The 24,333-nt window shown below is 44.6% G+C and carries 24 protein-coding genes; 12 read left to right on the forward strand and 12 right to left on the reverse strand.

Annotated features, from left to right (window positions below; genetic code table 11):
- The first annotated feature begins 68 nt into the window (after positions 1-68).
- Positions 69-926, forward strand: a complete 858-nt coding sequence (locus tag ACFQV5_RS16970; protein WP_379248538.1) for a transporter substrate-binding domain-containing protein — start codon at positions 69-71, stop codon at positions 924-926.
- Between the two features lie 91 nt (positions 927-1,017).
- Here ACFQV5_RS16970 and ACFQV5_RS16975 read toward each other — a convergent pair whose 3' ends face one another.
- The 3 genes from ACFQV5_RS16975 to ACFQV5_RS16985 form a co-directional block, all read right to left on the reverse strand.
- Positions 1,018-1,728 carry an ABC transporter permease gene (locus ACFQV5_RS16975; protein ID WP_379248539.1) on the reverse strand — a complete coding sequence of 237 codons (711 nt, stop codon included), beginning with the start codon at positions 1,726-1,728 and terminating at the stop codon, positions 1,018-1,020.
- Positions 1,725-2,573 (reverse strand): ABC transporter ATP-binding protein, encoded by an 849-nt coding sequence (locus ACFQV5_RS16980; protein WP_379248540.1) that lies wholly within the window; start codon positions 2,571-2,573, stop codon positions 1,725-1,727. The genes ACFQV5_RS16975 and ACFQV5_RS16980 overlap by 4 nt, the downstream gene beginning before the upstream one ends.
- 196 nt (positions 2,574-2,769) lie before the next feature.
- A complete protein-coding gene (locus ACFQV5_RS16985; protein ID WP_379248541.1) occupies positions 2,770-3,903 on the reverse strand; it encodes a LytTR family transcriptional regulator DNA-binding domain-containing protein in 1,134 nt (377 codons plus the stop codon).
- A 239-nt stretch (positions 3,904-4,142) separates the two neighbouring features.
- Here ACFQV5_RS16985 and ACFQV5_RS16990 point away from each other — a divergent pair, with 239 nt between their 5' ends.
- The 7 genes from ACFQV5_RS16990 (at position 4,143) to ACFQV5_RS17020 (ending at position 10,966) form a co-directional block, all read left to right on the forward strand.
- On the forward strand, positions 4,143-5,366 hold the full coding sequence (locus ACFQV5_RS16990) for an ABC transporter substrate-binding protein (protein ID WP_379248542.1): 1,224 nt from the start codon (positions 4,143-4,145) through the stop codon (positions 5,364-5,366).
- A gap of 270 nt (positions 5,367-5,636) precedes the next feature.
- On the forward strand, positions 5,637-6,503 hold the full coding sequence (locus ACFQV5_RS16995) for a carbohydrate ABC transporter permease (protein ID WP_379248543.1): 867 nt from the start codon (positions 5,637-5,639) through the stop codon (positions 6,501-6,503).
- Positions 6,504-7,322, forward strand: coding sequence for a carbohydrate ABC transporter permease (locus tag ACFQV5_RS17000; RefSeq protein WP_379248544.1), 819 nt, complete (start codon positions 6,504-6,506; stop codon positions 7,320-7,322).
- A 225-nt stretch (positions 7,323-7,547) separates the two neighbouring features.
- Complete coding sequence (locus ACFQV5_RS17005) at positions 7,548-8,453, forward strand: ROK family protein (RefSeq protein ID WP_379248545.1); 906 nt, start codon at positions 7,548-7,550, stop codon at positions 8,451-8,453.
- Between the two features lie 22 nt (positions 8,454-8,475).
- A complete protein-coding gene (locus ACFQV5_RS17010) occupies positions 8,476-9,474 on the forward strand; it encodes a Gfo/Idh/MocA family protein (RefSeq protein ID WP_379248546.1) in 999 nt (332 codons plus the stop codon).
- Positions 9,471-10,457: a Gfo/Idh/MocA family protein gene (locus ACFQV5_RS17015; protein WP_379248547.1), complete on the forward strand. Its 987-nt coding sequence runs from the start codon at positions 9,471-9,473 to the stop codon at positions 10,455-10,457. The genes ACFQV5_RS17010 and ACFQV5_RS17015 overlap by 4 nt, the downstream gene beginning before the upstream one ends.
- A 161-nt stretch (positions 10,458-10,618) precedes the next feature.
- Entirely contained in the window at positions 10,619-10,966 is a 348-nt protein-coding gene (locus ACFQV5_RS17020; RefSeq protein WP_379248548.1) for a hypothetical protein, read from the forward strand.
- 344 nt (positions 10,967-11,310) lie between these two features.
- Here ACFQV5_RS17020 and ACFQV5_RS17025 read toward each other — a convergent pair whose 3' ends face one another.
- From ACFQV5_RS17025 to ACFQV5_RS17050, 6 genes are all read right to left on the reverse strand, one after another.
- Positions 11,311-12,147 (reverse strand): undecaprenyl-diphosphate phosphatase, encoded by an 837-nt coding sequence (locus ACFQV5_RS17025; protein ID WP_379248549.1) that lies wholly within the window; start codon positions 12,145-12,147, stop codon positions 11,311-11,313.
- Positions 12,148-12,197: 50 nt separating this feature from the next.
- Positions 12,198-12,809: a DedA family protein gene (locus tag ACFQV5_RS17030; protein WP_379248550.1), complete on the reverse strand. Its 612-nt coding sequence runs from the start codon at positions 12,807-12,809 to the stop codon at positions 12,198-12,200.
- 90 nt (positions 12,810-12,899) lie between these two features.
- Positions 12,900-14,843 (reverse strand): FtsX-like permease family protein, encoded by a 1,944-nt coding sequence (locus ACFQV5_RS17035; protein ID WP_379248551.1) that lies wholly within the window; start codon positions 14,841-14,843, stop codon positions 12,900-12,902.
- Positions 14,818-15,588 carry an ABC transporter ATP-binding protein gene (locus ACFQV5_RS17040; protein WP_379248552.1) on the reverse strand — a complete coding sequence of 257 codons (771 nt, stop codon included), beginning with the start codon at positions 15,586-15,588 and terminating at the stop codon, positions 14,818-14,820. The genes ACFQV5_RS17035 and ACFQV5_RS17040 overlap by 26 nt, the downstream gene beginning before the upstream one ends.
- A gap of 98 nt (positions 15,589-15,686) precedes the next feature.
- Positions 15,687-16,679: a HAMP domain-containing histidine kinase gene (locus ACFQV5_RS17045; RefSeq protein ID WP_379248553.1), complete on the reverse strand. Its 993-nt coding sequence runs from the start codon at positions 16,677-16,679 to the stop codon at positions 15,687-15,689.
- Entirely contained in the window at positions 16,676-17,377 is a 702-nt protein-coding gene (locus tag ACFQV5_RS17050) for a response regulator transcription factor (RefSeq protein ID WP_379248554.1), read from the reverse strand. The genes ACFQV5_RS17045 and ACFQV5_RS17050 overlap by 4 nt, the downstream gene beginning before the upstream one ends.
- 195 nt (positions 17,378-17,572) lie before the next feature.
- On the opposite strand from ACFQV5_RS17050, the gene ACFQV5_RS17055 reads away from it, so the two are divergent.
- A complete protein-coding gene (locus ACFQV5_RS17055; RefSeq protein ID WP_379248555.1) occupies positions 17,573-18,697 on the forward strand; it encodes an NADH-dependent flavin oxidoreductase in 1,125 nt (374 codons plus the stop codon).
- 144 nt (positions 18,698-18,841) lie between these two features.
- On the opposite strand, the gene ACFQV5_RS17060 is transcribed toward ACFQV5_RS17055, so the two are convergent.
- Both ACFQV5_RS17060 and ACFQV5_RS17065 read right to left on the reverse strand, forming a co-directional pair.
- Positions 18,842-20,323, reverse strand: a complete 1,482-nt coding sequence (locus ACFQV5_RS17060; RefSeq protein WP_379248556.1) for a sensor histidine kinase — start codon at positions 20,321-20,323, stop codon at positions 18,842-18,844.
- A gap of 8 nt (positions 20,324-20,331) precedes the next feature.
- Entirely contained in the window at positions 20,332-21,018 is a 687-nt protein-coding gene (locus tag ACFQV5_RS17065) for a response regulator transcription factor (RefSeq protein ID WP_379248557.1), read from the reverse strand.
- Between the two features lie 503 nt (positions 21,019-21,521).
- Here ACFQV5_RS17065 and ACFQV5_RS17070 point away from each other — a divergent pair.
- The 3 genes from ACFQV5_RS17070 (at position 21,522) to ACFQV5_RS17080 (ending at position 23,692) form a co-directional block, all read left to right on the forward strand.
- Complete coding sequence (locus ACFQV5_RS17070) at positions 21,522-22,328, forward strand: C40 family peptidase (RefSeq protein ID WP_379248558.1); 807 nt, start codon at positions 21,522-21,524, stop codon at positions 22,326-22,328.
- A 155-nt stretch (positions 22,329-22,483) separates the two neighbouring features.
- Complete coding sequence (locus ACFQV5_RS17075; protein ID WP_379248559.1) at positions 22,484-22,681, forward strand: YwbE family protein; 198 nt, start codon at positions 22,484-22,486, stop codon at positions 22,679-22,681.
- Positions 22,682-22,930: 249 nt separating this feature from the next.
- Entirely contained in the window at positions 22,931-23,692 is a 762-nt protein-coding gene (locus ACFQV5_RS17080; RefSeq protein WP_379248560.1) for a MerR family transcriptional regulator, read from the forward strand.
- 61 nt (positions 23,693-23,753) lie between these two features.
- Here ACFQV5_RS17080 and ACFQV5_RS17085 read toward each other — a convergent pair whose 3' ends face one another.
- Positions 23,754-24,233, reverse strand: coding sequence for a GAF domain-containing protein (locus tag ACFQV5_RS17085; protein ID WP_379248561.1), 480 nt, complete (start codon positions 24,231-24,233; stop codon positions 23,754-23,756).
- Positions 24,234-24,333 lie beyond the last annotated feature (100 nt).

Below are 24,333 nucleotides of genomic sequence, written 5' to 3' on the forward strand. Positions count from 1 at the left end.
AGGTTGTATCAACCATCTTTAAGCAGTAAAAAAACAAAACAACAAGAAGAAAACGGAGGAAACAACACATGTTTAAGAATTGGAAAAAAGTATTACTAGCCGGGGTAGTAACCTTATCCTTGGTAGGAACAGGATTTACAGCAAATGAACTGTTAACTACACCAGCAGTATCCGCTAAATCAGCTTCCGAGCTGGCACCAGGACAACAAAAGAAAGCTATTTCTCAGCTTGATGAAATTATCGATAGAGGCTACATTCGGGTAGGTATGACCGGAGACTACAAACCGTTTACATATTTGAACCCAGAAACAAACGAGTATGAAGGTTTTGACGTAGACGCAGCTAATGAACTTGGTAAAGATCTGGGCGTAGAAGTGCGTTTCGTAAACACAACATGGTCTACTATGATGAAGGATTTGCAAGCTGACAAGTTCGATATCGCTGTTGGCGGTGTAACTCGTAACACAGCAAGACAAAAAACAGCTTATGTATCCCAAGGTTATTTCTCCTTTGGTAAAGCTCCTTTGATCCGTGCAGAGGATAAAGATAAATACACTAGCGTTGAAGATATCAACAAACCATCTGTTCGCATCGGTGTTAACCCAGGTGGTACGAACGAAGTATTCGTGCGTCAACACCTGACAAATGCAAACGTAACGGTTGTTCCTAACAACCTGGACATTCCTCATCTCGTTGCTGATGGTACGTATGATGTTATGATTACAGATACAGTTGAAGCGATGACTTATGCTAAAGCTGACTCCAGACTGTACGCTGCTCTGACAGACAAGCCTTTCACAAACAGTGAAAAAGGTTACATGATTCCTCGTGGTGACTTCGAATATGCAAGCTACCTGGAAATGTGGATGGATGAGATGGAGCTGCAAGGTAAATTCGACTCTCTTTACAAAAAATGGGTTGAGTAGTTTTATCATCCGTTAAAACAGGACTTATAATATAATTTTAACAATAAAAGCAGGCCGGAGAACCCGGCCTGCTTTTATTTGCGTATATTTTCTATTCGTCGAGCATGCGTTTCTTGTAAACAATAACAACGAATACATGAACGATAAGGGCCCACAGAAGGATAATTCCCAAGTTAGACATCACACCCATAAAGGTTGCCCCAGCTTGCACCTTGTTTGCTAGCTCTATGAGCTGAAGATTCGGCATATATTCCGCAATCTTAAGGATAGGATACTGCTCAATAAATGGTGTGATAAATGAACCAAAACTGAAGACAACGACGATAGGCATAACGGCAACCGATGCTTCCATAGCTGATTTAGTGACGAGACCAAGCAGTGTACCCATACCAATGTAGAAAATACTAGAGAATAAGAGCGCTAGTCCAACAGCAACCATATTTCCGGGCTGATACTCGATGAGGAATGCAGAGGCGAACAGAATGATTAATGTGGCGATCAGGCTGAGCAGGCTTTTACCACTAATAATTTCGAGCGGGCTGGCAGGGGAGAGCATCAGTCCACGCAGTGTGTTTTTTTCCTTTTCTTCAGCAATCAAGGCACTCTGCACATAAGTTGCAACGAGTGTGAAAGAGATATTAAACACCATATATATAGCATCGATCGATTGTACACCCATTCGACCGTAGAGCGCGGCCATCACCAGTGGAAGAAACAGTGTGAAGCAAACATACATATTTTTAGAAACATCTTTATAATCCTTCTGTAGTATAGCGAGTGATCTTTTCATTGAAAATGTCATGCGAGTTCCCTCCCGGTAATTTCTACAAATATGTCTCCAAGCGTAGGATCATTCGAATAAATGGACGCTACACGATCTTCATTCATATACTGGAACAGTTTCTCCGCTCCTTCAGGTCCCCGTTTAACAGTAACCTTGCTTCCATCGGTCAACTCGACGGTAATCGTGGCGCTTCCGAATTTTGTCCGCAGGTTTTTCGGTGTATCCAGCTGCTGAATCGATCCGTTATGTAAAAAGGCAATTCGGTCGCATAACGTCTCCGCTTCATTCATATCGTGAGTAGTCAAAAAAATCGTCGTTCCTTTTGCTTTAAGCTTCGCGAGTCCTGCGTAGATATGTTTCGTGTTAACAGGATCTAGTGCAGAGGTTGGTTCATCCAGAAACAGCAGCTCTGGCTCATGGAGGAAGGCCCGTGCCAACGTGACACGCTGCAGCATTCCTTTGGATAACTTGGATACGATCTTTTTTTGTTCCGAAGCCAAGTTCACCATTTCGAGCACCTCGTTAATCCGCTTATGCGGAACGCCGAACAGATCACAGTAAAACTTCAGGTTATCGTAAATAGTTAATCGTCCGTAGAGTGCACTATTGTCCGTGATGACTCCGATTTTTTTGCGGTAGACTTCTTCTTTAAGCCGGTAAGCCGGCACACCGAATACGTAAGCGTCACCGATCGTTTGGTTTAATTGTGCTGTTAATATTTTAATGGTAGTTGTTTTACCGGAGCCGCTTGGTCCGAGAAAACCAAAAACTTCACCCTTCCGTACATGAAAGGAAACGTCTTTTAAAGCGTGATGATCGGAAAAGGTTTTTCCTAATGATGTAACCTCGATAATATTTTCCACTGCCGTACCTCCATTTGTTCATTCTTTGTTTTCGTTACCCTTATGTTACGTCCTTCCGAAAATGACCGCATTATAATCCAGCCGAAAGGAGTATCCCAAGGGGTGAATGGAGCGTGGCGAGGTACGAGTGGAGCATAAACAATGCTGCAGTGGTGCGGTTTTCTCCGCGAATGGAGCATATGAGGAGATGAATGGATCATGCTTTTAGGCCAAGCATCTCCTTTAACTCTGCCATCTTGGCCTTGGATAATGGAACCGACGACTTGGCCTGATCGTCTAGGACAAGGCTGAAGCTGTTACGCGTATATGTGATCACTTCTCTGACTTTTTGCAGATTGACGATGTAAGAACGGTGGCAACGGAAGAAGCCGAATGGCTGAAGTCGTTCCTCCAGTTCATTGATTTTGAACACACATGGGTAAGCGTCACCTTTAACATAAATATTCGATTGACCATTACTGCTCTCGATATAATCGATCTCTGGCGGATCGAATAAAATCATCTTATCGTTCATCTTTGTTGGGATTTTCTCAAGACGAACAGGCTGCACGAATATGTCTGCAGGTTCATCCTCCTGAACAGAAGAAGATGGCTCAGATATGGAGTCTGTGATTGCTCCTGATCCGGCTTCTTTATCTAGCTCCGAATTCATCGTCTGGTTCTCAGGGGAGGACAGAGGCTCAGGCATCTCTTTCTCCTCAGTCTCATCCACAATTTCATAGCGATGCAGACCTTTCTCGTCCAATCGATATACCTCGTTCGTTACACTTAGTGCCGTTTCCATGTTGCCAGTGAGAATAAGCACGCTCTTGCCTTGCTCGGATACAGTAGCAACAACCCGCGAAAATACGGTTTTGGTTTCGTTATCTACATTTTGGACGGGTTCTTCGAACACGTATAAAGCAGGGTTCATCATAAGCAGGCGCGCGAAATGAACTCTTCTCTTTTCAGATTGAGTCAGTTTATGAATGCGTACATTACTTTTCATCTCAAGCTGAACTGTTCTAAGCACTTCATTTATCGGCCAAGGGGATTGGCTCAGCTTGTGAGCGAAAATAAGGTAGTCTTTCACCGTCAGACGCTCATACAGCCCGTCATCAAGAAAGGATATCCCCAGTTTATTTAGATACTCCATACGATTTCCAGACAATGTAATGCCATCAATAGATAACTCGCCACGCGATACGGGGATTTTTCCAATAAACATATGTAAAAGAGTACTTCTCACATTCATGCTGGAATAGAGGGCTACTACTTCGTGCTGAGAGACTTCCAGGCTGAATGCTGGGAATACGGTCATGTTCTCTGAGTATTTCTCTAAATCTTTCATATGTAGAACTTTCAAATGATCACCTGATCCTTATAGATTACCTTATGACTGGTTGGCAAAAGGTTACCTATATACAATAGCTAAATTTGAAAGATTTGGGAATATGAAATGGAAGATTATAGGTGGGGTTGTAGAGTCTACAAAAGCCATGCGTTTACCAAGCAAGCGAATCGGGTATTTCCTACTTAACGGTATTCTTACTCGACCGACATTCTAAGTCATAAATAGGAGGACCGAAAATGAGAAAAATGAAAGTGGTTGTGGCATGCTTGCTGATGTTATCCATGCTCTCTGCCTGCGGGGGAAGAAGCGAGGATTCAGGAAGGGTACAAATTGAGTTTTTTCAGAATAAACCTGAGGCTAAAGCTTCGTTCGATGCTTTGATTGATAAGTTTAACGCCTCACAGTCACGCATTCACGTCATTCAGGTAAATCCGCCAGATGCAGAAACCGTATTAAAAACCCGGGTTGTTAAGAATGATATTCCTGACATCATCGGGATGGGGGCGACAGATACATATTCCTTGCTTGCCCAAAGTGGAATTTTCTTGGACATGACAGATAGTCCGCTACTGGAACATGTGGATTCGAATTATGTGCAGATGCTGAAAGAGGTAGCGGGAATGGATGAGGTCATAGGAGTACCGTTTGCTACGAATGCCAATGGCATAATGTATAACAAGGAAATGTTTAAAGAGCTTGGACTTTCGATCCCCAAGAGTTGGGATCAGCTGCTCTCTACTGCACAAAAAGTGAAGGATGCAGGGAAGATCCCTTTCTATTTTACATATAAAGATGACTGGCAGACCGTGCTTGCGTTTAACGCGCTTGCCTCCAATCTAGGTGGAATTGAATTCTATATGGATCGCCGGGAAGGTAAAGTGACGTTTGCGGACAAGTATCAGGAGATTGCAGAGAAGCAACTGGAGCTGCTGGAGTATGGTCATGGCGATAATTTCGGAAAAAGCTACGCAGATGGGAACCGTGCTTTCGCTCGCGGGGAATCCGCGATGTATATACAGGGAACCTGGGCCATTCCAGAGATCCGTAAAGCGAATCCTGATATGGAGATGGGTTTTTTTCCTATACCAACAGGCAACGATCCGGAACAGAATAAGCTAGTTTCAGGTGTAGATACCCTGCTAGCAATTTCAAAAGATACGAAGTACAAGGAAGAAGCGAAGGAGTTTATTACATTCCTGCTAGAGCCGGAGAACAGCAAACAATATATTGATGAACAGACATTGTTCTCAACTATCGAAGGGGTTAAGCAAGAGGACCCTGCAGTAGCGGAGTTGCAGCCCTATCTGGAGCAAGGGGAAGTGGTTGATTTTGCAGACCATTATATTCCCGCAGCGGTACAGCTGAACTCTGTTGTACAGTCATTTCTGCAGAAGCGCGACGTGGATCATTATTTGAAGACACTCGATGAAGAGTGGGATAAAGTAGCGGATCGACGATAGAAGAGTAACCATGCTTCAATAAACTTGGTAACGCTTTCGGAAAATAGGCTCCATAAAACTTAGCAAATGCTTCCGAAGTTAGTTTTATTGCGAAGTAAATCAATGAAGGTTATCCTTCATAAAACTTAGTAACGCTTTCGAAGTGAGTTTTCTGCGGAGTAGACACAACGAAGCATACGCTTCGAAAACTAAGTAACGCTTCCGAAGTGAGTTTTCTGCGAAGTAAACACAACGAAGTATATGCTTCGAAAACTTTTAGGAGGATCCCACATGAACAAACGCCTCACAGCTTTTTACCTCATGACCATACCGGCGGTTGTGCTGTTCTTTATATTTCTGACATTGCCCGCGATCCAAGGCGTGTATTATTCCTTCACGAACTGGAACGGGTTTGGCAACAGTTATGACTTTATAGGCTTCAAAAACTACGTCAATCTGTTCAAGGATAACAACGTAGGTAATGCCTACTGGTTTACGTTTAAATTTGCAATTGTCGTTACCATATTGATCAATATATTCAGTCTTTTGATAGCCATTGGACTTAATTCCAAGATCAAAGCGCGTAATTTCTTCCGGGGAGTATACTTTCTGCCCAATATTCTGAGTGTGCTGATTGTTGGTTACATATTCAACTATTTATTCTCGAATGTATTCACGATTTGGGGTGAAAACCTCGGTATTAGCTGGTTATCCACCAATATTCTTGGTAACGAGGAGCTTGCCTGGATCGGTATCGTCATCGTGGCGGTATGGCAGGGGATCGCCTACAACACGATTCTGTACCTTGCCGGACTGCAGACGATTCCAAATAATCTATATGAGGCTTCAAATCTGGATGGTGCTAATCGGTGGCAGGAATTTTGGAAAATCACGTTTCCGCTCATCGCACCGTTCTTTACGATCAACATGGTACTAGCGATGAAAAACTCGCTCATGGTGTTTGATCAGATCGTTGCATTAACGAATGGGGGGCCAGGGCGCGCCACACAGTCGATTTCTCACCTGATTTATACCGGTGGATTTGAAGGAGGAGAGTTTGCCTATCAATCCGCAAACTCGGTCATTTATTTCATCGTTATTGCAGTTATCTCCATGTTGCAGATTAAGTTCCTTCAGAAGAGAGAGGGGGATATGTAAATGCGGACGAGAACGAATTGGCCGGTTATGATTCTAATTACGCTGGGTACCATCCTGGTCTTGTTTCCTTTATATATGACGGTTACGATTGCCCTGAAGTCACCTGAGGATATGCTGACTTCCGTATTCGGTCTACCGACTGAGCTGAATTTTGACAACTTTACCCGGGCGATTGAAATGACGAACTTCTTCAATGCGCTTGGCAATAGCGTTATGGTGACTACGGCAACCGTTATCTTAACCCTGTTAACGAATTCGCTTGTCGCATATGCGATTGCGCGTAATATGAACCGAAAATACTTCAAGAGTTTGTACTTTTATTTCATTAGTGCTATGTTCATTCCGTTTCCGATCATCATGCTGCCGCTCGTTAAACTGACAGCTGGCCTGAATATGACGAATCTAGTAGGGCTAACGATCTTGCATACGGTGTACGCTTTGGCGTTTAATGTGTTCGTCTACGTAGGGTACATTAAATCCATTCCAGTTGCGCTGGAGGAAGCGGCTACCGTAGACGGGACATCCACATGGGGTACATTCTGGAGAATTATATTTCCGCTGATGGCACCGATCAATGCGACGGTAGGTATTCTGATCTGTCTTTCAACGTATAACGACTTCTTGTTGCCACTGATCATTATTAGTGATACGGATTCTTATACACTGCCGCTGGTGCAGTATATTTTCCAAGGACAGTTTAATACAGAATTTAACCTCGCTTTTGCCTCTTATCTGATGGCAATGCTCCCGATGATTATCATCTATCTGTTTGCCCAGAAGTGGATTATTAATGGGATTACGCAAGGTGCTGTGAAATAATCTCGCACAACTATAGTTTCACAAGAAAATCGAATAGGCCTCTCTTCGTAGTTCAGCTACGGAGAGAGGCTTTTTTAGTAGGAAGATTACTTGTGAGCAACCTTATTATTGATTTTAAATAAGACCTCTTAGGGAGGTTATTCATGGGTATGAATAGAATATTTAGGGTAGGATTGGTCGATATACTCGCGATTATACTTTACTTGAAGAATGTGAGGGTTACAGATGAAACGTTGGATTGGACTAGATATTGGTGGAACCGAAATCAAAGGAGCATTGGTTGATTCAAGCGGCAATATGACAGAACCGCTCGCTGTAAAAACGCCTGCTTTGGAAGGCAGAGATCGAATTATGGAGGCGGCAATGGGCCTGATCCGGTCACTTGAACAGTCGGCTGAGGGGTCAGAGATATGCGGGATCGGGATTGGCACTGCTGGCCGTGTAGACCGGGCAACAGGTAGCATTGTTTATGCTACAGATAATATGCCGGGATGGACCGGAACGGAAATCAAGAAGGAGATTGAGAAGCAGTTTCCTTATCGTGTGTCAGTAGAGAATGATGTAAATGCCGCAGCTTGGGGTGAGGCGTGGCTCGGCTCTGGAAAAGATGTTCATTCCTTTATGCTTGTCGCATTAGGTACTGGTATCGGCGGAGCATTCGTTTACGAAGGAAGTGTCTTGCCAGGTCTTCGTGGTGGATTTGCAGAAATCGGTCATCTTATTGTAGATAAAGATGGTGTGGCTTGTACTTGCGGACAAACTGGCTGCTGGGAAACGAAGTGTTCCGGTACGGCGTTAAGCCGGATTGCAAAGTCAGTAGATCCAGAGTGGAGTAGCCGGTACTTGGTACAGGCTTATGAAGAAGGGAATAAAGAAGCAACAGAGGCGATGAATGTTTATTTATCTGATTTAGCTAGAGGTTTGATTTCGGTTCAGCAAGGCTATGATCCAGAAGTTATTATACTAGGCGGTGGAGTCTCAGACGGTTACCCGTTATGGAGTAAAGAGCTGAATGAGAAGCTCGAAGAGATGTGTGTTCTGCCAATACGTCTTGCTAAGGCTGAGCTTGGCAACCGAGCTGGAATCATTGGTGCTGTTAAATGGGCGATGACGGATCAAACCACTAAATAACCAATAGAATGGAGGCGCTTCCATGAATATCGCTATTATCGGCTGCGGAGTTATGGGCATGACATATGCTTACAACCTCGGGAAAATGCCAGGAGTTCAAGTATCTGGAGTTGCTGATCTAATACAGGAGCGTGCCGATCAGGCAGCAACAGCAAGCGGTGCTAATTCATATACGGATTGGGAAGACATGCTAGAGAAGGAGCGGCCAGAGACAGTGGCTGTATGTGTGCCGACGTACTTACATAAAACGTTTGTGCTGAAGCTTGCTGAACGCGGATTGCATGTGATTTGTGAAAAGCCCGCAGCCTTGACCCTTGAGGATGCTCAGGAAATGGAAGCGGTATGCCTGAGCCATGGCGTTCGGTTGTTCATCGGCCACGTCGTTCGCTTTTTTCCAAGTTATCGGAATGCCTATGAGCAGGTGCGAGCAGGTAAACTCGGGGAGGCCAAAATGGCGCATTTCAAGCGCTACGGATCTTATCCTCAAGGTATCGATCATTGGTATCATGATCGAGCTAAGAGCGGAGGGGTCATTATGGACCTGATGATTCATGACATCGATTTCGCATGCTGGCTGTTCGGTGATGTGGAGTCTGTGTATGCTTCTATCACGGAGCCCTCCTTATCCGAGATGGAGTACGCTCAGGTAACGATGAAATTCAGCAGTGGGGCCATTGCCAACTTGACTGGATTCTGGGGATATCCGGGACCATTTACGACCCAGTTCGAAATATCCGGTAATGAAGGGATCATTCGTTTTGACAGTAATCAGGTTCAGTCGTTGGATGTGAAAAAGGTGTTCGATAATAGCCATCGAAATGAAGCTGTTCAGGTACCGTCCAGTCCAACACTACATGATCCTTATTATGATGAACTCCAACATTTTATCCAATGTATTCGTGATGGCAGCGAGCCGATTGTCAGCGCGACGGACGCATGTCATGCTATTGAAATTGCACTTGCCTGCGAGCATTCAGCCAAAACAGGACAACCCGTTCGCCTGGGAGGGATAACGTCATGAAGAAGATGAAAGTAGGATTTATCAGTTTTGCTCATATGCATGCCGCTAGTTATCTTCACGCAATGCTCGGGCGAAGTGATGTAGAAGTCGTTGGGATCGCTGATGAAAATGCCGAACGCGTAGCTCCATTCAGTACAGGTAAAGGGATTCCGTACTATGCAGATTATAATGAGCTGCTTGCACAGGATATGGATGCTGTTGTGATCTGCTCAGAAAATGCCAGACATGCAGAGATCACCATTAAAGCAGCTGAAGCTGGTAAGCATGTATTGTGCGAGAAGCCGCTTGGTTTATCAGAAGAGGAAATGCTTCATATGATTCAGGTATGCAGAGAACATGGTGTTCAGTTGATGACCGCTTTCCCATGTCGTTATCTGACAGCTGTTCGTCAGGCTAAGCAGGCTGTGGATGCAGGGGAGATTGGAGATATTGTAGCTATGAAAGGGACGAATCGAGGTACGATGCCTGGCGGATGGTTTTTGGAGAAGGAGCATTCTGGTGGAGGCGCGGTTCTCGATCATACCGTCCATGTTATGGACTTGATGCACTGGTTTACCGGAAGTGTGGCTGAAGAAGTATACGCCCATGCTGAAACATTGTTCCATGACGTAGACATCGATGACGCAGGTATGGTGCATGTGAAGTTTGCAAACGGTGTGTTTGCCGTGCTCGATCCGAGTTGGTCAAGGTCCCGCAGTTTCCCAACATGGGGGGATGTCACTTTGGAGATTATCGGAACTAAGGGTACGCTCTTCATCGATGCTTTCGCCCAGAAAAATGATCTGTATAGTGATGCAGATCTGAAAGCCAACTGGAGCTATTGGGGAGACGATATGGATACAGAGCTAGTTAACAGCTTTGTGAGCAGTATTGTACAAGGCACTCCTGTTGAAGTATCAGGTGAGGATGGCTATCGCTCTGCTCGAGTAGGGCTAGCAGCTTATGATTCTGCTCGTACAGGCAAACCGGTGAAACTAGGATAAATCTGAACATAATCCGTGAGGAGCATCTTTGAAGCAGACGCTTTAAGATGCTCCTTTTTATGGCAGTATAATGCATCATTTGATTTCAGTCGTTCTTCACTATATATGACAGGCAACTTTAAACGCTCTAAATACGTCTTATAGGAAAAGGGGGAGCATTTATGTTTCGAAAGATGTTCTTGCTTGCTCTAGTCACACTACTTGGAGCCACTGTTCTTACGGGGTGTAATTCCAGCTCGAAAGCTACGTATCCTGGCATCTTGATTGTTAACGATCATGAATATTTCTGGCAAGGCGATGCCACTCATAACGAATTCACTGCAGGTGAAAAAATAGGCGAGGTACAAAAAAAAGTAGATCCAGAAGTATTAGGAAAAGGAAATTTTTCATCCAACATCTTGGAAATCGGTGAAGAGATCTATTCTACGAATGAGGATGATAGGGTACTGATCGTGAAGCGTGAGGATGGGAGATATGACAAGTTTGAGCGGAGTAGGGATGATAAGTAGAGAGGGATTTATTATGCCTTTGAGGCCGGTTCGAGAAAAGGGGCTGTAAATCCGTTGAAGCTTTCTGAAAGAAAGCTTTTTAGGTGAACGATCCGCTTTTTCATGTTAACACGATGGATCAGCTCGTAGTAGCGGAGCAGACGAAAAAATTCTGGAGAAGCGACAGCGCTTGCCTTTGTCCTCGAATTTCTACATTGTAGAAATTAATATAAAGGAAATTCGAGGACAACAGCAATCGGAAGAATGTTTCGTATGCGTAGCGTCTCTCACCAATAACAACAAAAGGACGCTCTCTAGGCCAACAGTTGCCTTTGAGAACGTCCTTTTTAGCTTGATACCAAGCATTAAAACCAAACAAGATAAATAACAGCCGCCAGAACGATACGATAAATCGCAAACGGTACGAGCTTGATTTTGTTGATCAGCTTCAGGAAGAAGCGAATCGAGACTAGAGCGAATACGAATGCGCTGATAAATCCAGCGATAAAGAACGGCAGAGCACTCATCGTGAAGTACTCCATGTTTTTCACCAGTGACAAGAGGCTTGCTCCGAACATAATCGGTACAGCCATGATGAAAGTGAAGTCTGCAGCAGCACGGTGGCTCATGCCTAGCATAACACCGCCTGAGATCGTCGATCCGGAGCGGGAGAAGCCTGGCCATAGGGACAAGCACTGGATTAGACCAACGCTGAAGGCTTGCTTGTATGTCATCTGGTCAACTGTCACAATACGAGGTTCTTTTTTACTAAACTTGTCTGCAATGATCATGAAGATCGCACCGAGGACAAGACCGATCAATACCGTTTCAATGGAGAACAGGTGCTCATCGATGTAATCCTCGAACAATACGCCAAGCACACCTGCAGGAATTAATCCGACGATAACCTGGGTCAGTTTCAAACGTCCAGTTCCGGCAGGAGTGCCTTGCTCCGGTTTCTTGCGCTTTATATTCAGTAGATCAAGGAAGCGGTCCTTGAACACGACAAGAACGGCGAGGATAGATCCTAGCTGAATGACGACTTTAAAAGTATTAGCTACATATTTGGTTAAAAACTCTTCGGACTGCAGCCACATATCATCAACGATGATCATATGGCCTGTAGAGGATACAGGAGCGAATTCGGTCAAGCCCTCCACCATTCCGAGAATAATGGCTTTAATAAACAGAATAAAATCCATAAACGCGAATCTCTCCCTTATTTCAATTAATTAGTTCAGTCTTAGTTAAATTATGCTGATTTTTTCCGCTTACGGATAAAGAGAACGATGAGCACAACAGCTGCAACGGCAATAATAGCATAAGCTATATTAGAGTATACATCCATAAAGGCCACGATGTCTTCCCAAGACTCGCCAAGAATAGAGCCGAGCACGACGAGCAGTACATTCCAAATGAGCGTTCCGAGTGTTGTAAACAACAAGAACATGCCGAATTTCATATTGGACATCCCCGCAGGAATGGAAATTAGACTCCGGATTAAGGGAATCATACGGCAGAAGAACACAGTCCAGTAACCGTACTTGTCAAACCACGAATCAGCTCTATGGATATCCGCTTTTTTAACTCGGAGAATATGGCCCCAGCGATCAATAATCTTCTCTAGTCTTTCCACATCAAGCAGCAAACCGATACCGTAAAGTATAACAGCTCCGACGACGGAACCGATAGTAGCTGCCAGAATAACACCAGGAACGGTAAGTTCCGTATAGGTTGTCATGAATCCGCCAAAGGTCAAAATTACTTCAGAAGGGATAGGAGGAAATACATTCTCCAATGCGATCATTAGAAAAATACCTAAGTACCCGAATTGCTCCATAAAATCTGTAATCCAGTTTTGCAATACGTACACCTCTTTCAATTCATTAATAATTCATTACATTAACATGATTAGGAATAACCCTGTTTAATAGATTAACATTTTGCTAAATGCTTAGATCAGTGCCTTCTTAAGTTTTCGCAGGTACTGGCTTCGGATGAACAGGAAATAGAGAACCTGAGCGATGAGAAAGCCTATAAGCACCACGACCATCTCTGTGGCAATAGATAGGAAGAAGTAGCTCTGAAGAGCAATAAAAGCAAAGATGCTATGAAGAATCGCGGTACCGATCGGCACGAAAAACAGAAGGGCCAGCTGTCCAGTGACAATTCGGCTGAATTCCCGATCTGTCAGTCCGATTCTGGATACCGTAGCGTAGAAACGGAAGTCATAATCCAAATCTGCGTATAACCGGAAATATAGAAAGCTTCCAGCCGCAATAAAGAATACAGTTCCTACGAGTAAGGCTGCGAATAACATCATACTATATAAACTGCTTCTTAAGGAAAACAGAGTTCCACTAACCGTTAGGGCATAAGGCTCGTCCATATCATAACGGACAACTCCTCTGGTCGTGATATGGGATGCAATTTCCTCCGTCTGCCGGAAATCTTCAACATAGAAGCCTGTATAATGATCCGTTCTCAGCGGTGCGGAAATTTGCTTGAACCGAGAGTCGCTGACAACAAGACCACCGAATAACGAGTCTTCATCGAGTTCTGGGAGTAAATATTCCGGAATCGCCACATAACGAGTATAGCCAATTTCAGTAACCTCATCTTCAGAGTCGTGAAGTGTGTAAGTCGCTTGTGCACGCTCTCTTATATGAGTTCGGTTATTTTGTGAATTGACGAGTACCAGTGCATCATTTCCGGTTAATGGTTGTTCATCAAAAGGAAACCCTGCCATGACTGCGGCTCTCCGGTAATCGGAGAATGACAGCAGCGGCAACTGCTCCGGTGGATCTTTGATCGATGAGGATTCAACGCTAACATATTTAACCGGTAATGACAGTGATTCAAACGGAATCGACCTTTCTTTTAACTCTGTCCGGATTTCTTCCAAGTGTTGCTGCTCTAACAGATCTCCTTCTTTGGACATATAACCGATGGCAGCGGGATAATCCTCATTAAACTGTTTGGTCAGCACAGGTATGGAAGCGAACACGCCGACGGAACAGAAGGAAACAGCAAGTACGGTTGTCACCATAAATAACATTTGTGCATTATCTTTTAATCGGTAATCAAGACTCGAAAGTGAAATTAACCGCGTTCGGCTCCAAGTGAAAAATTTGCGACGTTTCATCAACCGAATCAGAAAAATACTGAGCTGTGTATATAGTAAGTAAGTGCCGATGATGGTCATCAGCGTTACTGGAAACATGCGATACATTAAGGATGCTGCTGTCGTTGTTGCGGCCAACGTATAACTGATCGCCAAAAGCGCTGCTGCCAGCAATGAAAGAAGTGGTGAGATTTTTGCAGCAGGTTTGGGTTTTAGGCCGGACTGGAACAATTCAATTAATGTATCAGGTCGAAGCATCAACGATGTAAAGAGAGAGATCAGGATGAACAGCAGCATGTAACCAAGGGCCGTTAATCCAATCGCTTGAAGCGACAGGTGAAAGGGCAGTGGTGGGATATCTAGAAACACCGATCCCGCCATGAGAAACAGCTTGCCGGTAATCATTCCTGACGTCATTCCAGTCACGATGGAGCCTATGCCTATAATCATATTTTCAAGAAAGACCATTTTATTGAACTGGCCCTGTGTCATCCCATGCATAAACAGTACACCAAATTCACGTTTACGTGTCTTGAGAAATGAGCTTACTGAGTAGAACACGAAAAAGAATGAGAATACGTACATGATCAGCTCAGCAGCCACCATGGCTTGCAACACCACAGGGTAGAACATCTCATCTCTGATCTCCGGATTAAAGATGAACAACGCGCACACAAAAAAAATCATGACCGAAAAGGAGCTGCTCAGGAAGTAGGCGGCATAGGTGCGCTTGTTTCTGACAACGTTCCTAAAAACGAATTGCCGAAAGGTCATGGGTTCCTCCTCCGAGCAGGGCGAGCATATCGATAATCTTCTGGAAAAAAGCCTGACGGTTTTCTCCACAATAAATTTCATTATATAGCTGGCCATCCTTAATGAACAAGACACGATCACAATAACTCGCAGCTACAGGATCATGCGTCACCATCAGAACGGTGGCCGAAGCGTCTTTGCTCATACCAGACAATGCCTGCATAACATCCTTGGAAGCCTTAGAATCCAGATTGCCTGTCGGCTCATCCGCGAGAATGAGGGACGGCTGCTGAATAAGTGCCCGTGCGATAGCAGTTCGCTGCATTTGTCCACCGGAAATTTCATAAGTGCGTTTATTTAAAATGGACCGGATTCCGAGTTTATCAGCGATCTCACTCAGCTTTCTGTCCATTTCACGCAAGGGCTCTCCATCGAGGGTAAGAGGGAGTACGATGTTCTCCTCTACCGTCAGTGTGTCGAGCAGATTGAAGTGCTGGAATACAAATCCCAGTTCACGGCGGCGAAACAGAGCGGCTTCCTTACGATCCAGAAGATGCGGATTGCGCCCATTAATGCTGACTTCACCGGCTGTCGGCTGATCAATGGTTGCGATCAGGTTAAGCAGTGTTGTTTTTCCGCTGCCAGACGGTCCCATGATACCAACAAATTCACCCCGCTCAGCTGAAAAATGAATATTATTCAATGCCTGATGCGCTACCCGGCCTTCGTAAATTTTGCTTAGATGATGGACCTCTAGAATTGCCAACCTTGCTCACACTCCTTGCCTGGTATCTTTATTGTAGGTCAGTTCATCATGCTGCTGCTATGGTGATAACTTACAGTTACCTTACAACTCTGTAAGGTTCATACACCGTGAAATCGGATGCTTACGGTCGTTCCCACACCAACAGTGGATTCAATCGACAGATCATGACCAAGCTTGCTGCAAATTTGTTTCACCAGATATAAACCCATCCCTGTTGATTCTTGATACCGTCTCCCGTTCTCTCCCGTAAAATAGGGATCAAATACACGCGGCAGGTCACTTCTCGGAATACCAATCCCCTCATCCCGAATCTCTAATATAATGTCTTGATCCTGACGGAATCCTTTAAAATATATCTTTCCACTTTCTGCTGTTGTGTAACGGACCGCATTTGTAATGAGCTGGGACAGGACAAAAGACAGCCATTTCTCGTCCGATGTTACAGTCAGTCCTGCTTCCACGTGAATGGAAGGAAAGATCTTGCGACGAATAAAGAGCCGTTTCTGCTCCGACGCGGCTGATCTTACGACGTGCTCCAGCTGCAGTGTTTCGACGTAGAAATCACGTTCGAACGTATCTAGGCGGGCAGTATGAAGTACGAGATCGAGCCCTTTTTTCAAACGGTCAAGCTCGTCGCCTATCGCGGTGGAGTCCGGGTCGTCCTTTTTTTGCAAGATTAAATGAATAACCGATATTGGGGTCTTCATCTGGTGAGCCCATTGATTGATAAACTGGATATGAGCCTCGATCTTATGTTTATAGTTGTGCAGGTCGGTGGTGTAATGCCGGAACTGGCTCCGCAGCACCTGCTGCAACGCCTCGGCTAGCGGGGTTTGGGAGGGATCACCCGAGAATTCTCCCTGAAATGGTTCAGCAGAGGCGTGCGGATGCTCCAATCTGGTATAAAATGAACGGTTGGCGATATAGCGGAAGATGAGATAACCGACTAGCAAACAGCTGCTGATCAAGCAGGCATAGATGCTAACCTCCATATTTCGGAATCCGTCCAGCCAGTAAATTAGCGTAATGATGAGAAGCTGGGCGATGTATACAAAGATCAATGGACGCTGTTCACGTAAAAAAAGTTTCATGTTTCTTCACTCCAATTTGGATGGAGGCGGTAGCCGCGTCCTCGTATCGTTTGAACACCTTCTTCAATGCCAAGCTGGGCGAGTTTTTTGCGTACACGAGTGACGTACACATTGAGTGTATTGTCATCGACAAAAGCTTGGTCATCCCATATTTTCTCGAGTAATCGGTCCCGGCTTACCACTTGTCCGGATCTCTGCATGAGTTCATCCAATATTTTAGCTTCGGTATGGCTGAGGTCGGTCTGAGAGCTTCCGATTGATAGAGTGAGTCGTTCAACATCCAATGTCAGCCCATCAATAGTCAGTGTACGTTCATTATTTGCAGCGGCGTAAGAACCGTATGCCCGCCGGAGCTGGCTTTTGATTTTGGCCATCGCGATTTCGTAATCAAAGGGCTTAGTAATATAATCATCGGCACCGTTTTCGAGGGCCATCACCTGATCCATTTTTCCGTCCCGTGCAGAGATAAACACAATGGGACAGGTGGAGATGCTTCGGAATTGGCGGCACCAGTAATAACCGTCATATTTGGGAAGATTGACGTCGAGTAGAACAAGCTGTGGATCATATTGTTCAAATTGACTGCGTACCGTTTCAAAGTCGTTCACGGACTGTGTCATATAGCCGAATTTATGAAGATGTTCTTTGAGCAGATTGACTAGATTTTCGTCATCCTCAACGATAAATATTTTAAACATATCGATAAGTCCCTTCTTCAGACATTAACGTGATTATTCGTTGTAATTGTACCAAATTGTTGTTAACAAAGGAAAAGACGGTGCTGTATTGAATTATGTTTATAGAGGAAAAATGTTCCGTCTGATTAAAAATTGGTAAGTTGCTTTATAGAATCATGAACAAGACTGAATTACTTCGAGGGGAGAGTTTACAAGATGAATGAGCAAAATCATGCCCTTTTTGAGACATTGAAGCTTAAAAATGGGGTTGAACTTAAGAACCGAATCGTGATGGCACCGATGACGAATTACGCTTCGAATGAGGACGGTACCGTATCCGACGAGGAGATCGCATACTATGTCCGCAGATCAAGTGGCGTAGGCATGGTTGTTACCGCATGCACGTATGTTACTGCGAACGGCAAGGGATTCCCAGGCGAATTCGCAGCGGACTCAGATGAGATGATTCCAAGCCTTCGTCGTCTGGCGGAAGCGATTCAAGGTCAGGGCGCTAAAGCGGTCCTGCAAATCTTCCATGGCGGCCGTTCCTGTCCCCCAGAGCTTGTACCAAATCGTGAAGTGGTTAGTGCGAGTGCTGTAGCTTCCGTTGAAAATCCAGACGTCGTGCCTCGCAGTCTGTCGGAATCTGAGACCCTGAACATTATCCGTGATTTTGGTGAAACGACCCGAAGAGCCATTGAAGCGGGATACGATGGCGTTGAAATACATGGCGCTAACGGATATCTATTTCAGCAGTTCTTCTCTCCGCAATCCAATACTCGGGAAGATCGCTTTGGAGGTAGTGTCGAGAAGCGAATGACCTTTCCACTCGCCGTGGTGAATGAGGTGAAGCGAGTTGTAGCAGAGCATGCTAGTGCTCCCTTTATTGTCGGTTATCGCTTTTCCCCAGAAGAGGCGACCACCCCTGGCATTACGATGGATGATTCTTTGAAGCTGGTGGATACACTAGCAGATCAAGATCTTGATTATCTACATGTCTCTCTCATGGATTATAAATCGAAGCCAAGAGTCGGAGCGGACGAGAGCAAGAGCCGTCTAGAGTGGATCGTTGATACCGTTCGGGATAGAGTGCCGGTCATTGGCGTTGGTGGTGTTCATACACCGGATGAGGCCGTGGAGGTGCTTCAGACGGGTGCAGTGCTTGTCGCGCTTGGCCGTGAGCTGATCATGGAACCTGACTGGGTATCCAAAGTAGCTGAAGGCCGGGAGTCTGAGATCAAGACCACGCTGAGTAAGCAGGATCAGGAGCGATTGGTTATCCCTGACCCATTATGGCAACTCATCATGATTCGGACGGGATGGTTTCCGGTCGAGCAGTAACAATAATTCTTACGAAATAATAGCCGTGGATAAGCATTGAAAGAAGCCGCACCTCTTATAAGAGGCGCGGCTTTCTTTGGGTAACGAGCTAGAAGTGCTTATTGATTCTCGTTCCTTTACTGACTTCAGGACAGTCCTTTATGGTTAAAGCGAAGGAACCGCCACGCGAAACGTAGAGCCTTCGTGAGGCTTGCTATCGACCTCAATTGTACCGCCGTGAGCTTCCACAATGGATTGTGTAATCGAAAGGCCGAGTCCAGAGCCTCCGTATTTACGGCTTCGAGAGGTATCACTGCGATAGAATCGTTCAAACAGATGGGGGAGATGATCCGCTGGTATACCAGGTCCATTATCTTTGACGGTAAGAATCGCCTGTCCCGCTCTGGTGCTTAGGCTGATGTCGATCCTCCCCTTCTCAGGGTCCGTGTGCTGGACGGCATTATGGAACAGGTTCAGAATCACTTGCTTGAATTTGTCCGGATCACATTTACAGGAGGTGCCTTCCTCAAGATTAAAGGCCAACTTGCGCTCACCCGCCAACATCTCCAGATGAGGCTGCATTTCTTTTAGTAACATCTCAAGTTGAATGTCCATCAATTTTAGCTCGGGAGCCCGGTCCAGCTTGGCTAGGAGAAGAAGATCCTCGATCAATTTCTTCATCCGCTTCGATTCACCGTGCATACTGCGCAAAGCTGCCTCCAGTTGCTCCGGATGATTGGCTGCTCCCCGTAGCAGCACTTCCAGAAAACCATGGATGGAAGTCAGGGGTGTACGTAACTCATGGGATGCATCTGCGATGAAGCGGCGCATTTGTTCCTTGGATTCACGTTCTGCCTGAAATGAAGAATCGAGACGTTCCAGCATGCTGTTAAACGATTCGGCCAAGCGATCAATCTCCTCCTGACCCTGCTGAGCGGGAAAGCGTTCTGCAAGATTACCCGCATCGGTACGTTCGAGGGCTTCAACCATGTTGTTTAGCGGATTTAACGTTTTTCGTAAGATCGGCAGATACAGCAAGACACCTCCTGCCATAGCCAGTAAAGCTAGGAAGATAAAGGTTGCGAGTTGAATCATAATAACATCTTGTAAAGCCTCTGTGTTTTTACCCATTTGCAGGAGTCCATTCGGATGGTTCGGACTTCCGTTAGGAAGGAAAACAACCAATTGTTCGGTGCCTTCCGAATCCTTGACCACCTGGTACTCCACAGGCTCGCGGTTTTTTATTCTACTTAGAAGAGAACGATACGTATCAGCTGTCAGCTGTGGCGGGCTTAATCCTGCCGTGGTTTGGAGATTGCTGAAATCGCCGTTGTCATCAATAAATGCAAGTGACGTATCGGGAAAGAAGAACAAAGGCCTTTTTCCGTTGATCGCTTCTTTTTCCTGATTAATATTCCCTTGACCTGAACGGGGGATCTCAGGAAAATTACCTGAGATATTCCAAGCGTCTCTTGGAAGTGAACGAAGCTGAGCAATCATCGAGTCTGCTTGACTACGGTACACGGCATTTTTCATGAGTACATATTGCAGAAAGCCTATGAGAACAAGAAGTAAGGCAAGAACGAATAGGGAACGAGATAATAATTGAACCCTTAATGAACTCGATTTACGAAATCGTAAGGTCATGGCCTTTCTCATGGCAGATCGACCCGATATCCTGCCCCCCGAAGGGTACGAATGATCACATGCTCCTGGTCTCCAAGCTTTTCACGCAGAGAACGAATGTATACCTCCACGATATTGTCTTCACCACCGAAATCATAATCCCAGACGATATTCAAAATTTTGCTTTTACTCAGAACAGTCCCATGTTTCGTAACGAGAAGCTTGAGCAGATCATACTCCGTTGGAGATAACGCCAGAGGCTGTCCGAAGTACGAAATTTCTTTTTTTCGGTCATCAATTCGAAAAGGTCCCAGTGTAATCTCTCCAAAAAGATGGGGGAATTGATTACGCAGCCGGGCCTGAATCCGGGCTAGCAGTTCCTCGAAGCTGAAAGGTTTGATCATATAATCATCGGCACCCGTTGTAAGACCTCTGACGCGGTCGTTCACCTCATCTTTAGCTGTAAGCATAATAATGGCGGCCTCGTTTCCGTTCTGCTTTAATTGTCGGCAGACCTCAATCCCATCGATCCCCGGCATCATGATGTCTAGAACGATAACATGAGGGGAAAATCGGTCGGCCATTTCAACAGCACTTATTCCATCAGAAGAACACTCGACGATAAACCCTTCATTGCGTAGCCCGAGTTCTAGAAACTGCAAAATATTCGGTTCATCATCCACAAGTAATATTTTTATACCTTCTATATGATTCATCCTATATACGCCCCTTAATAATTCCTGTTTCTAATTTACAACTGAGCATAACAAAATGCTCGCAACTAACACAATAATACACATCAAGTCTGAATGTCTCCTGAATGTATTCTGAAGGTAAATGAAGAACTGTCTCAATCATACTAGTATGACTCTACTGAATCATTTACAGAACATGAAGTGTTGATATTATATCTCAATCATAACAAGAGAACTGCCTTTCCTTTAACAGTGAACAGGTGGTTCTTTTTTCATGCGGTATATAAATGAATCCAATTCCTCAGGAAAATATTAAAAGTCCCTATTTCAATAATAATCCTATATACCCATCATTACGTCACATTTAAGACTAAAGTCCTATTTAATGGAATCATTTGGAGGTGGTTTTTGTGAAAATGGTAGCATGCAGTCTTGGTTTTGGCTTGCCTATAATGGGGGGCGGGAAGACGGAGAGGAAAATCCGGAAGTCCTGACTTTTACAACATCAGGGAGGTACACAACATATGCATATGAATTGGAAAAAAATAATGGCTGGGGCGTTACTGTCTGGCATGGTTATGAGTTCATTCACATTTGGATCTACTACATACGCAGCTGCGGCCACAAGTACACAAGTCAGTGTACAGCAGGGACAAGCTAAAGCGAATGTTAATCTAAGAAGCAAGGCATCTACTTCTGGTACGATCATTGCGAAGATTAAAAAGGGAGATAACGTTCAGGTTATTAGCAAAACCAACTCCTGGTATAAAGTGAAGACAAGCTCAGGGAAAACAGGCTATGCTTCATCTAAATATATTACGCTTACCAGCAGTTCCAATGGTGGAAACGGCGGAAGCTCATCGAATGGGAATACAGGTAGCTCTACGTCTAGCTCGGTGCTAGTAGAAAAGGCTATTAGTGCAGGGATGAAGTATCTGGGAACGCCTTACGAATACGGTTCAGACCGTAATACAACAACGACCTTTGATTGCTCTGACTTTGTTCGCCAAGCTTACTGGGAAGGGACAGGCATTAAGCTGCCTAGCAATTCCCGTACACAAGGCCAGTGGATCAAAGACAAAGGAACAGATGTAAGCAAAATTAGTCAATTGAAGCGTGGCGACTTGGTATTTTTCATGAGTTATAGAGGCTCTTCCGCTTCGAACTATGAAGGCTTGGACAAGTCCCAGCAGCGTATTACTCATGTAGCGATTTATCTTGGAGATAACAAACTTCTGCATACTTACTCTCAGAAATCGGGTGGCGTATTGGTAGGAGAATTCAGCAGCTCATGGAAGAATCGATTCCTCTTTGGTGGAAGTGTAGTATAAATAGAGGAACAACATAACCTGTAAGCGCGGATGATGAGGTAGAAATACCTTTCGTCCGCGTTTTTTTATATTTGCAATTGAAGTACTATTTCCGTATTGTTTACATCATTGGACCATAAATAAACGAATGAGCGATTGAATAGGGAGTGACATCAATGAATGGACAGAACCGTTCTGATATAAAACCAGGGATTGAGGTAGACATCGTCCTAAAGCAAGATCAGCGAACTGGAAAGCTGACACGAGGGATCGTGAAAGACATCCTAACGAATTCTCCTCGTCATCCGCATGGCATTAAGGTGCGGCTTCAGGACGGACAAGTTGGCCGTGTTAAAGCCATTTATACTCAGTAGTCTTTTTATATCAGGAAGCAGCCCTTCTAAAAAGGTCGAAGCCAGACTCAACAAGAGTTCTGTCTTCGACCTTTTTCATTTTGTCATTCACGAGATGGATTTGTATAAAACAGTGGAGTGGACAAAAAATGTATAGGATTGGTGTTTAATGAAGGGACAAATAGGTTGAACCTAATATATCAGAACTTACAATTGTTGCTTATTTGTAGAAGTTGTCACGAATTTAAAAGAGACGGAGGTGAAATATGGATGACTTATACGGCTAACGAAGTATCTCAAATATCTGGCATTAGCGTAGAGACGTTGCAGTATTACGATGAAATGGGGCTGCTAAGTCCGATTTCCATGGACACAATCAGCTCCCCACACTATGACGAAGACCAGCTTCTAGACTTACAGCAAGTTATGCTTTATCGCGAGTATGGTATGCCCTTGGGTGATATTAGAACTCTGATGGAGCAAGAACAGAATAGAATCGATTCACTTTTGTCTCACAAAAAACGTTTGTTAGAAAAACAGAATCATATCCAGTTTCTTATGAATACGATCGATAACACCATCGAATATTTGCAACAAGGAAATCTGACGGAGCATTCGCGATTATATGAAGGATTTGATTTAGCTCTGCAGGAACAATATGAAGAGACTGGTCAACTCCTCCGTCCAGCAGAATTTAAACCGTCAACCAAGCAGGCGAAGGTAACATCAGCGCAAAAGTGGTCTAAAGACGATTATTTGAACACCCAAAGAGAAGCGGATGAGATCTATGTGGATCTGTGTGAGGCTCTGAAAAATGGTAAGGATCCCGGCAGTCCTTCTGTTCAAGCCATTATCAGGCGCCATTATGAATGGATCAGTCACTTTTATACCCCGACAAAAGAGATTTATAGTGGTCTTGGAGATCTTTATGTAGAACACGAAGATTTCAAGCAGCTGTATGCTGGCTATCACCCGCAACTAGCAGAATATTTACGTGACGGCATGAAAATATATGCGGAACGGCAAATGTAATACAATGGATAGTAAAGTACAAAAGCCGCCTCTAAACAGGCGGCTTTTGTGCATGATGGAATTATAACTGCCCTTCCAATACTTGAACAAATTGCTCTAGGAACTCGCGTTCTTCTGAATCGAAGCGATCCTTAAGCGGGCTGTCAATATCTAAAACGCCATAGAGTTGCCCATCTTTCAGTATAGGTATGACAATTTCGCTATTTGATGCGGCATCACAGGCGATATGGCCGGGGAATTCATGCACATCTTTGACAACGACTGTTTGACGCTCAGCAGCAGCAGTTCCGCACACGCCTTTGTTCATAGGAATTCGGATGCAAGCGGGAAGGCCCTGAAAAGGTCCAAGTACAAGTTCTTTCCCGTCATACAAATAGAAGCCAACCCAATTGATGTCTTTCAGAAAATAGTTAAGCAATGAAGAGGCATTGGCTAGATTGGCTATAGCGTTTGGCTCGTCATGGATCAGTGCTTTTAATTGACCTAGTACTTGAGAAAATTGTTCACTGCGTGTGCCCTCATAAGATATATTTTGAAACATAGGATGCTTCACCTCTTTAAGTTGGATGTCTTTGTTAATTTAACTAAAGATAGTACATGAATTGCGACGCAGTCAAGGAGCACGCTTATACTTGGACAAC

The organism is Paenibacillus sp. GCM10028914 (assembly GCF_042666275.1).
Classification (GTDB): Bacteria; Bacillota; Bacilli; order Paenibacillales; family Paenibacillaceae; genus Paenibacillus_AQ.